Below are 11,731 nucleotides of genomic sequence, written 5' to 3'. Positions count from 1 at the left end.
AGCGAGTAAACCGTACGCTAGATTGGGTGGATAGCATAACAATATTAATAGTGTGGTGGTGGCGTTTCTTCTGCTTGCGAAGCCATGTTGCTTGGCTCCATGGCCTGTAATTTATTGACCATTAATATCATTTGCTGTTGCTGTCTGGCAACTAACGCATTGAGTTTTATCACTTCTTGGTTAAGATCTTCAAGCATGACCTCTTGAAAAGACAGTTTCATTTCAAGATCGTCAATCTTGTGTAAAATGTGCTCCACGTAAACCTCTAATTATTGTTGTTACTGCTGCCAATATTCAATTAACCCTTGGCTACTTATACTGACAATAGCGCCATTTGGGGTCATTGCGGCAGAGTATACTACAGCGCCTCTGTTTTGGGTGTTTTTACTCAGCTGAACTTGCCAATGACCCACTTGTGTACCAGACCCAACGAGCCATAAAAAGATTTCTTTAGATGGCGTGCCAGTCAGTAGTTGCTGATCATTTTTGACAAAGCGCGCTGAGGAGAAGTTCATTTGCCTGCGGATGATATTTAACTGGCTGATTTGGGTTCCACTTGTTGATTGCCATATCGCGGCATTACCGGTTATGTCACCTGCAAAGCTTAAGTTACCGCTATCACTAATGAGTACCTTGGTGATGCGTGAGCTCAATTGCCATTGCTGAATAGGCTGACCACTTTGGCTATACCAAAGCATAACTTTACCATCATTTCCCCCTGTCAGAGCCTTTTGACCGTCAGCACTTATTGAGACACTGTTCACTTTTTCTTGGTGACCTAAAAATTGAATCAAACGATTTTGCTGTGGTGATAATGACATTACCGAACCATCAACCAGTCCTACTAAGGTTTGACCATTATCAGCGATAGCGACACTTTGAGCATAAGAGGGCAGTGACCACCATCCAACAGAGCTTCCATCATCTAAGCGCCAAATAGCTAAGGAGTCACTGCTTATAGTGGCGGCAAAGGTGTTATTGGCTGAGATGGCGGTGTCAATGACATTGCTGGTGTTATCTTTTTTGCCTTGAAGCCATTGGTAAGTCATGCTCGGGCCGCTTAGGTCCCACACTTGGACGCCATTATTAGCCGTGCTAATTAATGCTAGCTCTGCGTTGTCTGATAGGCTGGCACTATAACTGGCGTCTGTGGTGATTTCGATTGACTGACTCGGTACAGGTTGGCAAGCGGATAAACACCATACACAGAGCCAAGTTGAGCAAAATAACAGCATTAAACCTCTTGTCATGAACTTGCCCCTTGAATTATTGTCGTAAACCCTGTGATATAAGGTCGACCCAATGGTATAACCCCATTAACTAGTATAAAGTGGCAAACGAACATGACCACTAAAACATCTCGTAGTTGAATGTATTAGGTTATTGTAACCACTAAAGGATGCTGAGGAAGCTTTAATGAAATCTATTTACAAATTATCGTTAGTTGCATTAGCTGTTGTTGGATTGACTGCATGTAACCAAGAACAAGACGTTGCACAAAAGAAAGTAGAGCTAACAACTGACGCTCAAAAAGAAGCATACAGTGTGGGTGGTTCAATTGGTAAGTACATGTCTGGTCATATTAAAGAGCAAGAAGAGTTAGGTTTTGCTGTTGACCGCACCATGGTTATCAAAGGCTTTAGCGATGGCTTAGGCGAAGAAATGCAATTAACCGAAGAAGAAATGCAAACGGTATTGCAAAATCTAGACAAAAAGTTAAACGACAAGCGTTTAGAGCAAGCTGAAGCATTAGCGGCTAAATCAATTGCTGAAGGCAAAAAATTCTTAGAAGAGAACAAAGCCAAAGAAGGCGTAACCACCACCGAATCTGGTCTTCAATACGAAGTGTTAGAAGCCGGTAAAGGTGACAAACCTGCTGCAGAAGACACTGTTGAAGTACATTACCGTGGTACATTAATTGATGGTACTGAGTTTGACAGTTCATATGCGCGTGGTGAAACCGCTAAGTTCCCACTTAATCGCGTTATTCCTGGTTGGACTGAAGGCGTACAGTTAATGCCTGTTGGTGCTAAGTACAAGTTTGTTATCCCTGCAGATCTAGCTTATGGTGAGCGAGACACTGGGACTATTCCAGCTAATTCAACTTTGATTTTTGAAGTTGAACTTGTATCAGTTGAAAAAGCGGCTGCAGCAGCTGCAGCGGCAACTAAATAATTGATTGTATAGTGTGTGCAGCTTGTATTTTGGGTTAGCGCCCAGTTGCAACACGCGATAATGAAAAAGGACGCCCAGCGTCCTTTTTTGTTGTCTGCAATCCATAAAGTCTTTTGTTGGCTATGTAATTAAAGCCACTTTAGGCGATAAAACAAATACATTTGTAACGCGATAAGGGCAAATAACCCACCACAGAAAGCTGCAAATGCCCAATTTGTCTCTGCGCCGGGGATACCGCCAATATTGACACCGAGTAGGCCTGTTAAAAAACCGAGCGGTAAAAACACTGCTGAGATTAAAGATAAAAAATACAATCGCTGGTTTACTTGTTCAGATTGCTGCGATTGCAGCTCTTCTTGAGTCACACTGGCTCTGTCGCGAATGGCGTCGAGATCTTCAATAACGCGAATTAAGGTTTCATGGATTTCACGTAAACGCACTTTGTCGTTGTCGTCAAATAACTCACTGGTCTCGTGAAGCATTCGAGAAAACGCTTCTCGTTGTGGTGCAAGGTAGCGACGCAGTACTACAGTTTGCCTGCGCAGTTCTGCAATTTCAGTACGCAAGGTTTTGTTCACTTGAGTGACAACGCGCTCTTCTAGCTCGTCGAGTTGTTCTTCAAGTTTGCCGATAAACTCTACTTTACGCTGGGTTAAGCGCTCACAAATGGCCATGATGAACGCTGCGGTATCTATAGGCCCCTTGCCTTGGGTGATGGCATCTGCAATATCGATGACAGATTGTAATTGACGTTCGCAGGTTGAAATTATTCTGTTTTCTTCAGCATAAATGCGCACAGCAACCATGTCTTCAGGATCTGAGTTGGGGTTTAAATTAACCCCGCGTAGTGCGAGCAAGACACCTTTGTTTGAATTGACAACTCGAGGGCGTGTATCTGTTGCCAATAACGTATCAGTTTCAACACGTTCTAGCCCTGAGTTTAAGATCCATTTACGCGCTTTGGGCTCACGATAGCGAAGGTGTAACCATAATAGCCCGTCTTGTGGCTGCCATTGAGCCACTTGCTGTTCGGTAAGTGACTGGCCGGCATTGGGGCCAGTTAACAGTAAGCTGTAAATAAAACCTTTGTTCATTATTTTTGATCTCTCGTTTTCGCCTATCGAAGCAATTTACGCTATTTTTGAGCTTGGCCCAAGTATAACGAGCATGGCAGGTAAAACTGGATAGTTATCTATCATTTAGTTCATCGCAATAGATTACTGGCAGCAGGTTTGCTTTTCTTCGGTTAAAATAGAGGGAACGCAAATTACAGAGCAATAATAATGGAATACCAATTTCGTCGTAACCGCCTAGAAGGAACGGTTTTTGCTGAGTTTAGTATGGATCATGAAGTGCTGGGGAGATGGTTTGCTGAAGAGCTTGGCGATGATAACAGCCGGGCGAATCATATACTCACTCAAATTATTATGATTAAAGCAGGCAGTCAAAATCACTGGCGTGATATTGGCGCAGATTTAACGATTGATATCGATTCAGAACAAGTTAGGGTATTTGCTAATGTCATTGATTTTGAAGAAGACTATGATTTAGATGAGGCAATGAATTTATATGATGCTGAATCTGAATCCTATTGCGGGTTAGAAGATTTTGAGTCTGTATTACAAAGTTGGTTAGCATTTATCAATCAGAAATAAAGCTTACCCCACACTTAATTGAGTGGGGATCACTTTATACAAAATGTAGGCTGCAAGTGTTATTGGTTTAAATAACGGACCGCCATTTCTGTGCGCGATTTTGCGTTAGCTTTACGCAGTAAGTTTTTCACGTGGACTTTCACCGTGCCTTCACTGATGTGCAAGTCTTCTGAAATCATTCGATTACTCTTACCCTCTGCAAGTTCTTGCAATATCTGCAATTCACGTGGAGTGAGGTTGTCGATCCAGGTGTTATCATCTGCTGCATTTTTTAATTCGTACAAATAAGCCTCTACCTCATCGCTTATAACGCGATGACCAAGCATGGCTTTTTTGAGTTGTTCAAGCAGTAAGTCTGGTTCAGTGTCTTTGAGTAAGTAACCATCTGCGCCGGCACGTAATAGGCGTATAACGTCTTGTTTTGCGTCTGAGACGGTTAAAATGACAATCCTTGCGGTAACGCCTTCCTGGCGCATTGCGTTAAGTGTATCTAAGCCCGACATGCCTTTCATATTTAGGTCTAGCAAAATAATATCGGGTTCATTCTCGGCTACGGCTGTGAGTGCATCTAAACCTGTGCCGGTTTCGCCAAAAAGTAAAAAGTCACTGTCTGATGTGATCAGTTGGCAAATACCACGTCTTAGCAAAGGGTGATCATCGACAACAAGTACGGAATACGGCTTACCCATTTAAAGGCTCCTGTTGAGGTGGAAAACTGAGCGTAACGGTGGTACCGCCATGCTTGTTACTGTTAAATGACACTACGCCATCTAATTTATTGGCTCGTTCATGCATAATGCCAATACCAAAATGTTGGTCGCGTTCTTGTAAATGCGAAACACCAATACCGTCATCACATATTGCGATGGTTATCATGCCATTGGCTGTTAACTGACAATCTATCACTATTTGACTAGGGTTGGCGTGTTTTATTGCATTGAGTGTCGCTTCGCGAATTAATTGTAAAATGTGAATATGCTGTTTAGCTTCAAGTAAATGCGCCGATAATTTGTAATTTAGCTTGATGTCAACATCGGTTTGTTGCCGTAATTGATCAAGCATTACCTCAATAGCCTGGCTTAAATTTGGCTCTTTAATGGTTAATCTAAATGTAGACAGTAACTCACGTAATTGTACATAAGCCGTGCTGACACCTTCGTTGATCTCCACCAATTGTGCTTCTACTTCAGGGCTGCGACAACTTAACACTAGGCTTTTTTTCAGCAAGCTGACCTGAATTTTTAAAAATGATAATACCTGACCAATCGAGTCATGTAGTTCTCTGGCGATAACCGCACGTTCTTCCATTAATGCTAATTGCTGACGTTGCTCAGTGGCATTATGAATGGTGATAGATCGGGTTAGCATCATGGCAAAGTTTTCAAACAGTTGCCGGTTAAGTGTCTGGCTTGATATTACGTCCAAATAACCTAGTTGTGTGGCTTCTATCGTCAGTGGAAAGTGTACCGAATTAATTTCATTTTTGTTTGTTGGCCAGCCACCTTCAGCGTTAATTACATCATTTGAACCGTCTTCATGGTTAATGACTAATCTGAGATAATCTAAATCCTCATAGTATTTGAGCTGATTGATAGCAGATTGCAATGCTCTGTAGTCAAGTTTGTCGGCATGAAGCATCACGAGGTTGTCATAAAGAAAACTCAATTCGTTATTGGCTCGGGTGAGTGCAGTGGTTTTTTCGTTAACCTGCCCTTCTAGGTCATCATAAAGATCGGCTAATTCTGATGCTGTTTTCTGTAACGCGTTACCTAGTGCTGTGAGTTCAATATAATCTGTTTTAGGCATCTTAACTTTAAAGTTACCTTTAGAGATAGTCGCGGCGCTGTCCATTAATAATTGCAGCGGTTTAACGACTCGTTTACGGGTAAACACCACGGCAACAAAAGCAATCGCTAATAAAATAATTAACCCAATTATTTGGCCGATTACTAGCAATTTTAGCTTAAATGCAGCAAACAGTTCCATTTTCAATACTAGTGTATCTATGGTATCGACAAAGTCTTTTAATGCAGCAGAATAAAGGCGGGCGTCACCAGCCTCTATATAGCTTTTCATAACTTGCCATTTGTCGATCACTAGCAGGTATTGGTCGCTTAACTCTTTAGGGCTATACCAATCGAGTGTTCTTTTTAGTGCATCTGAATTAAGGGTGTTTTCAAATTCGACGATTTTTTCATGGGTATTAATGCTGCCTGCATTGGTAAATAGCAATAAGCGGTAACTTTGCATACGCATAGAGCCAGAGGCATTTATCCCCTTAGCATCACCAAGACTGAAGGTTAAATTCACGATCGAAAAAACCGCTAAGCTTGACGATAATAAAATTAACAACAGCATTAAGCCTAAAATTGTTGAGGTGAGACTGCCTCGAGTAAACATAAAATCCTACTTTGCTTGGTAAATAATAGTATCAGCATCAGACTAAAGTAGGGTTTCTGCCCCCTGTCTAATAGTGTGTTCTACATTAGGTTTGCCTGCTTTACATTAGCAAGTTTACAGAACTGTGAGATACATCCTGTTTACATGTTGATCTGGCGCAAACTTTCTTCTCTATACCCCATTGGAGGTATGTATAAATTTGGGGTTAATAGCTACTTTTGACCTTGGAGATGTCGTGGTTATTAAACTAAATATAATGTAACACGGAGATAAAGGGTGATGAAGATGAACGCAAAATCAATTGCACTCAGTGCCGTTATCGCAGCAAGCTTTATGGCTGCTGGCGCAATGGCGAGTGATAAAACTGAGCCTCGTAGTGAGGTTTATAAAGATAAATTTTCAAATCAATATAACAGCTGGCATGCAACTGCAGAAAGCGAAGAAGTTGTTGATATGTTGGAGCAAGTACCTAGCCTAGTTGTGTTGTGGGCTGGTTACGGTTTCGCAAAAGACTATAACGCACCTCGCGGCCATATGTACGCGGTAACGGATGTGACCAACACATTACGTACTGGCGCACCTAAAAACGCGGAAGATGGCCCAATGCCAATGGCTTGTTGGAGCTGTAAAAGCCCTGACGTACCTCGCGTAATTGAAGAGCAAGGCGAAGACGGTTACTTTAGTGGTAAATGGGCTAAAGGCGGCCCTGAAATTGTTAACGCACTCGGTTGTGCAGATTGCCATGAAAAAGGCTCTCCAAAATTACGCATGTCTCGTCCATTTGCAGAGCGTGCAATGACAACACTAAATACCCCATTTGATAAAGCTTCTCGTAAAGATAAGCAATCAATGGTGTGTGCTCAGTGCCACGTAGAGTACTATTTTGAAAAAACAGCAGAGCGTCCTGGCTTTGTTAAATTCCCTTGGGATATGGGCACTACCGTTGAACAAATGGAAGTGTACTACGACAGCATGGAGTTCTCTGATTGGGTTCACGCGGTTTCTAAAACGCCAATGCTAAAAGCGCAGCACCCTGGTTATGAAACTTGGCAGTTAGGTGTTCACGGTCAAAACAATGTAAGTTGTGTTGATTGCCATATGCCTAAAGTGACTAACGACAAAGGCCGTAAATATACTGACCATAAAGTGGGTAACCCATTTGATCGCTTCGAAGAAACCTGTGCAACGTGCCATACACAAAGTAAAGAATTCTTAGTAGACATTACTCATAAACGTAAAGCTAAGGTTCAAGAGCTAAAAGCACGTGCTGAAGCACAATTAGTGAAAGCTCACTTTGAAGCGAAAGCTGCTTGGGATGCCGGTGCTACTGAAGCTGAAATGAAGCCAATCCTTATGGATATTCGTCATTCACAATGGCGTTGGGATTATGCGACTGCATCACACGGTGTAACCGCTCATGCTCCAGATGAAGCACTTCGTATTCTAGGTACTTCGGTTGATAAAGCTGCAGATGCACGTGTTAAGTTAGCTCAGCTATTAGCAGTCAAAGGTGTTAAGCAACCAATCGCTTACCCAGACACATCAACTAAAGCTAAAGCGCAAGCAGCACTTGGCATGGATATGAAAACCATGAATGCTGAAAAAGCTGAATTCAAAAAGACACTTGTACCTAAGTGGAAAGAAGAAGCCAAAAAACGCGAAGCTACCTACAAGTAATAAGGTTTACGAAATAAAAGTTAGATTGTTTATTTCATAAATTATCCCCAATCAAAACCGCTCTTTATAGGGCGGTTTTTTTGTTTTCTCGTCTTTACTCAATTAATCCTGCTTTACCAACCTTATTGCTGACGCGGCATTTAACCATTTTTATATCGCACCAAAATAAGGCGTAGTTGTTTTTTAAATGCACGGTATTGGTGCTTTTATGCACACACTCAAAGAGCTGTTTTATAGTTTTTTATTTAAAAACAATATATTAATAAAAGTGGCCTGATGATTGAATTAGCTAATACACAAATCAATAACAACTACATTTTTTCACACTTTTGGAGGTCGAGATGAAACTCGTCAGCGCTATCATCAAGCCATTTAAATTGGATGATGTCCGTGAAGCCATAGCAGGCATGGGCATTGAGGGTATGACTGTTACTGAAGTTAAAGGCTTTGGACGTCAAAAGGGGCACACAGAGCTTTATCGTGGTGCAGAGTATCAAGTGGATTTTTTACCAAAAGTAAAATTGGAAATTGCCACCAAAGCTGAAAACTTAGAAATGTTAATTGAAGCTATCACAACCGCTGCCCATACCGGCAAAATTGGTGATGGTAAGATTTTTGTGACTGAATTAGAACAAGCCATCCGTATTCGCACGGGTGAACTTGATAACGAAGCGTTATAGGGGGCGATTATGGAAGAGTTAACAAAATTAGGACTCACAGTCACTGAATTACGTTTCGCACTTGATACGTTTTATTTCTTGATTTCAGGCGCGTTGGTCATGTGGATGGCAGCGGGCTTTGCGATGTTAGAAGCAGGTCTTGTTCGTTCAAAAAATACCACTGAAATTTTAACTAAAAACGTATGTTTATATTCGATCGCTTGCGCCATGTTTTTGCTTGTCGGTTACAACATTATGTATGTGGACAATACTGAAGGCGGTATTTTACCCTCGTTTGGTTCTTTAATTGGCTCACAAGCCAGTGACGCAGACCATGCGCTAGAGTCAGACTTCTTCTTCCAGGTTGTGTTTGTTGCTACTGCAATGTCAATTGTCTCTGGAGCAGTTGCAGAGCGTATGAAGCTTTGGTCTTTCTTAGCATTCTCAGTGGTTATGACTGCGGTTATTTATCCTGTTGAAGGTTATTGGACATGGGGTGGCGGGTTTTTATCAGAAGCCGGTTTCTTTGACTTTGCTGGTAGTGGTATTGTGCACATGGCTGGTGCAGCTGCTGCAATTTCAGGTGTGTTGTTACTGGGTGCTCGTAAGGGAAAATACGGTGCTAACGGCCAAGTAAACCCTATTCCTGGTTCAAACCTACCAATGGCAACGCTAGGTATGTTTATTTTATGGATGGGTTGGTTTGGGTTTAACGGTGGTTCTCAGTTATTGGTCTCTGATGCCGAAAACGCAACTGCAGTGGCTAAAATCTTTGTAAACACTAACTCTGCAGCGGCTTTTGGTGCGATCTCTGCGCTGATTGTGTGTAAGGTTGTTTGGGGTAAAGCCGACTTAACCATGATTTTAAACGGCGCGTTAGCTGGTTTAGTTGCCATTACCGCTGATCCATTATCGCCTTCATTCTTAATGGCTGCCGTGATTGGATTGGTTGCCGGTGCGGTGGTTATATTCTCTATCATTGCATTTGACCGCATTAAAATTGATGACCCAGTGGGTGCGATTTCTGTACACGGTGTTGCAGGTTTCTTAGGCCTAATGTTAGTTCCGCTATCTAACGCAGATGCAAGCTTTGGCAGTCAGCTTTATGGCGCAGCAGTTATCTTTATCTGGGTATTTGCAGCATCATTACTTGTTTGGTTTGTATTAAAAATGACCATGGGTATTCGAGTTTCAGAGGAAGAAGAATACAATGGTATGGATGTGTCAGATTGCGGTGTTGATGCTTACCCTGAATTTGTGAGTGTTAAATCTGCTGGATAATCTCATCTTTGCGATAATCTAAAAAAACAGAACCTTTGGGTTCTGTTTTTTTTGCTGTTTTGAAACTCTGCTCTGTTCAAGTCAACTCTCATCGTTTGTGCTAATGGGTATCGATTCGCCGTTGTTATCTCAATTGATACCTATCTAAACTAAAGAGTATTTGTGGCAACACGCGCATTACTGTGCAGATGGTATAATGTCATAAGTGTTTATTCTATGTTAGGAGGGGGGGGATGTCACATCGTTTGGGATTGATTATTTTGATTATAGGGCTATTTATGAGCTCTCAAGCTGAAGCTGGCAGCGTTGTTGTGCGTAAATCATCGCAACCGTTTGATGCGTTTGCAGTTCGCGACGAATTGCAGCAACAACATGAGTGGCAAGAGCTTGTGCGTCAGCAACAACAGTTATCCATTTTGCAATCTTTACCCCTAAGCTGTATTGCTGTTAAAGGGGCTTTTTTGTACTTCAATTGCGGTCAGCATCAATATCGCCCTTATCAATATCAAGACCAGCAGTTATTTATTGAGATAGACCCGACTCAAGAACATTAGCTATGTTGGCCTCTTTACTCCTGCTTAATACTCCCCAAAACAGTGCATTTGTGGCTGAATACCAGTCTATTGACTATGCTTTAAGATAGCTTGTTTCTAACTGAGGGTTGAATTATGTTGCTTAATCACCCAAGCAGGACTGCAAATACGGCGTTATGCCTACTCCCAAACGGACTTAGAATTGCCATATTTTTCATTGCGGCTTTAATCTGCATGACTGGTTGTCAATCCACGCAATCTCAAGTGCAGCGCATAGATGTGAATACCTTGTTTTACGATAATTACTTTACTCCGGTATCGACTATCGATACCGATGATATATATCAATTACCTGAAACATTCGTATCAAAGTTTAGGCGTCAATATTTGGCTGATAATACTCTGAGAAGCCAAAATATGCTGGCTAATGAATGGCTAGCTCAGTATATCGGTGCCCAGACTGGTGGATTTGAGTACCGTGATCACTATACTCGTCCAGCCAGTGAAACCGCGTTAAATCGACAAGGTAATTGTATGTCATTGGTCGTGTTATCTGCTGCTTTGGCTGATGTACTTAATGTGCCGGTAGAATTTTATGACATTGATGTTGAGCCGGTTTGGGACCGCAGAGGTGGATTTTTCTTGGTGAATGGCCATGTTAATTTAAGTTTAATGCCGCCAGAAAATACCCATACTGTACTCTTGAGAGGTTCAGAGTTATTGGTTGATTTTTTACCAGAGCGATCGGTAAGAGCGTATAAGAAAAAACAGGTGAACAAGCGTCAACTCAGTGCAATGTATTATAACAATGTTGCAGCCGAAGCATTGGTTCAAAATGATTATGACAGTGCATATGCGTTGGTCAAAAAAGCCATTAAGTTAGATCCTCAATATGTAGCTGCGATTAATACTCTTGCAGTGATTTATCGTCATAATGGTTACAGTAAAGAAGCTGAGCAGGCTTATCGTGCGGCGTTACAAGTTGACCCTAATGATTTATCTACTTTGTATAATTTGGCGCTCATTTTAGGTGAGCAAGATCGTTTAGAAGAATGGGCTCAAGTGCATAGAGTGCTTGAACTGGCGCGAATAAATAATCCTTTTTATTATTTTGATATGGCTCAACAAGCCTATTTTGATAAGCAGTATCAGGATGCATTAGTGTGGTATAAACGTGCTGTTGAAAAAGCCGATTATCGTCATGAGTTTTATTTTGGATTATCGAGGGCTTATTGGGCTACAGGTGAGCAACGCCTTGCAGAGAAAAATCTGAAACGAGCCTTGGCATTAAGCGATGTCAGTAATAAGCAGCGCTACCAGAGCAAACTTCAGGCAATGCGGCGCTAACAGC

12 protein-coding genes are annotated in these 11,731 nt (G+C 41.8%); 7 read left to right on the top strand and 5 right to left on the bottom strand.

What is annotated here, in order from left to right; all coding sequences use genetic code 11:
* Positions 1 to 44 precede the first annotated feature (44 nt).
* Both K8B83_RS19900 and K8B83_RS19895 read right to left on the bottom strand, forming a co-directional pair.
* Positions 45 to 257 (bottom strand): SlyX family protein, encoded by a 213-nt coding sequence (locus K8B83_RS19900; protein ID WP_188738899.1) that lies wholly within the window; start codon positions 255 to 257, stop codon positions 45 to 47.
* 21 nt (positions 258 to 278) lie between these two features.
* Positions 279 to 1,250 carry a WD40 repeat domain-containing protein gene (locus K8B83_RS19895; protein ID WP_188738898.1) on the bottom strand — a complete coding sequence of 324 codons (972 nt, stop codon included), beginning with the start codon at positions 1,248 to 1,250 and terminating at the stop codon, positions 279 to 281.
* Positions 1,251 to 1,416: 166 nt separating this feature from the next.
* Between K8B83_RS19895 and fkpA the strand changes: the two genes are divergently transcribed.
* Complete coding sequence (gene fkpA / locus K8B83_RS19890) at positions 1,417 to 2,175, top strand: FKBP-type peptidyl-prolyl cis-trans isomerase (RefSeq protein ID WP_188738897.1); 759 nt, start codon at positions 1,417 to 1,419, stop codon at positions 2,173 to 2,175.
* A gap of 128 nt (positions 2,176 to 2,303) precedes the next feature.
* Here fkpA and K8B83_RS19885 read toward each other — a convergent pair whose 3' ends face one another.
* Positions 2,304 to 3,269, bottom strand: a complete 966-nt coding sequence (locus K8B83_RS19885; protein WP_188738896.1) for a zinc transporter ZntB — start codon at positions 3,267 to 3,269, stop codon at positions 2,304 to 2,306.
* Positions 3,270 to 3,458: 189 nt separating this feature from the next.
* On the opposite strand from K8B83_RS19885, the gene K8B83_RS19880 reads away from it, so the two are divergent.
* Positions 3,459 to 3,830, top strand: coding sequence for a YacL family protein (locus K8B83_RS19880; protein WP_188738895.1), 372 nt, complete (start codon positions 3,459 to 3,461; stop codon positions 3,828 to 3,830).
* A 59-nt stretch (positions 3,831 to 3,889) separates the two neighbouring features.
* Here the strand turns inward: K8B83_RS19880 and K8B83_RS19875 are convergent, their stop codons facing one another.
* Both K8B83_RS19875 and narQ read right to left on the bottom strand, forming a co-directional pair.
* Positions 3,890 to 4,519 carry a response regulator gene (locus tag K8B83_RS19875; protein WP_188738894.1) on the bottom strand — a complete coding sequence of 210 codons (630 nt, stop codon included), beginning with the start codon at positions 4,517 to 4,519 and terminating at the stop codon, positions 3,890 to 3,892.
* Complete coding sequence (gene narQ / locus K8B83_RS19870) at positions 4,512 to 6,230, bottom strand: nitrate/nitrite two-component system sensor histidine kinase NarQ (RefSeq protein WP_188738893.1); 1,719 nt, start codon at positions 6,228 to 6,230, stop codon at positions 4,512 to 4,514. The genes K8B83_RS19875 and narQ overlap by 8 nt, the downstream gene beginning before the upstream one ends.
* A gap of 279 nt (positions 6,231 to 6,509) precedes the next feature.
* Here narQ and nrfA point away from each other — a divergent pair, with 279 nt between their 5' ends.
* The 5 genes from nrfA (at position 6,510) to K8B83_RS19845 (ending at position 11,727) form a co-directional block, all read left to right on the top strand.
* Positions 6,510 to 7,907, top strand: a complete 1,398-nt coding sequence (nrfA, locus tag K8B83_RS19865) for an ammonia-forming nitrite reductase cytochrome c552 subunit (RefSeq protein WP_373284895.1) — start codon at positions 6,510 to 6,512, stop codon at positions 7,905 to 7,907.
* Positions 7,908 to 8,248: 341 nt separating this feature from the next.
* Complete coding sequence (locus K8B83_RS19860) at positions 8,249 to 8,587, top strand: P-II family nitrogen regulator (protein ID WP_160053502.1); 339 nt, start codon at positions 8,249 to 8,251, stop codon at positions 8,585 to 8,587.
* Positions 8,588 to 8,596: 9 nt separating this feature from the next.
* Complete coding sequence (locus K8B83_RS19855; RefSeq protein ID WP_188738891.1) at positions 8,597 to 9,847, top strand: ammonium transporter; 1,251 nt, start codon at positions 8,597 to 8,599, stop codon at positions 9,845 to 9,847.
* Positions 9,848 to 10,080: 233 nt separating this feature from the next.
* Positions 10,081 to 10,401, top strand: coding sequence for a hypothetical protein (locus K8B83_RS19850; protein WP_188738890.1), 321 nt, complete (start codon positions 10,081 to 10,083; stop codon positions 10,399 to 10,401).
* 213 nt (positions 10,402 to 10,614) lie between these two features.
* Positions 10,615 to 11,727 (top strand): tetratricopeptide repeat protein, encoded by a 1,113-nt coding sequence (locus K8B83_RS19845; RefSeq protein WP_223418762.1) that lies wholly within the window; start codon positions 10,615 to 10,617, stop codon positions 11,725 to 11,727.
* Positions 11,728 to 11,731 lie beyond the last annotated feature (4 nt).

The sequence above is a fragment of the Shewanella inventionis genome (assembly GCF_019931735.1).
In the GTDB taxonomy this organism is placed as follows: domain Bacteria; phylum Pseudomonadota; class Gammaproteobacteria; order Enterobacterales; family Shewanellaceae; genus Shewanella; species Shewanella inventionis.
The sequence above is the reverse complement of the archived record's forward strand: the minus strand, read 5'-3'. Positions and strand labels throughout refer to the sequence as shown.

Bases quoted from the DNA above. Each gene is read 5' to 3' on its own strand.
- K8B83_RS19850 (WP_188738890.1), top strand. From the start codon at position 10,081: ATGTCACATCGTTTGGGATTGATTATTTTGATTATAGGGCTATTTATG.
- K8B83_RS19880 (WP_188738895.1), top strand. From the start codon at position 3,459: ATGGAATACCAATTTCGTCGTAACCGCCTAGAAGGAACGGTTTTTGCT.
- nrfA (WP_373284895.1), top strand. From the start codon at position 6,510: ATGAAGATGAACGCAAAATCAATTGCACTCAGTGCCGTTATCGCAGCA.
- fkpA (WP_188738897.1), top strand. From the start codon at position 1,417: ATGAAATCTATTTACAAATTATCGTTAGTTGCATTAGCTGTTGTTGGA.
- K8B83_RS19860 (WP_160053502.1), top strand. From the start codon at position 8,249: ATGAAACTCGTCAGCGCTATCATCAAGCCATTTAAATTGGATGATGTC.
- K8B83_RS19875 (WP_188738894.1), bottom strand. From the start codon at position 4,519: ATGGGTAAGCCGTATTCCGTACTTGTTGTCGATGATCACCCTTTGCTA.
- K8B83_RS19845 (WP_223418762.1), top strand. From the start codon at position 10,615: ATGACTGGTTGTCAATCCACGCAATCTCAAGTGCAGCGCATAGATGTG.
- narQ (WP_188738893.1), bottom strand. From the start codon at position 6,230: ATGTTTACTCGAGGCAGTCTCACCTCAACAATTTTAGGCTTAATGCTG.
- K8B83_RS19885 (WP_188738896.1), bottom strand. From the start codon at position 3,269: ATGAACAAAGGTTTTATTTACAGCTTACTGTTAACTGGCCCCAATGCC.
- K8B83_RS19895 (WP_188738898.1), bottom strand. From the start codon at position 1,250: ATGACAAGAGGTTTAATGCTGTTATTTTGCTCAACTTGGCTCTGTGTA.
- K8B83_RS19855 (WP_188738891.1), top strand. From the start codon at position 8,597: ATGGAAGAGTTAACAAAATTAGGACTCACAGTCACTGAATTACGTTTC.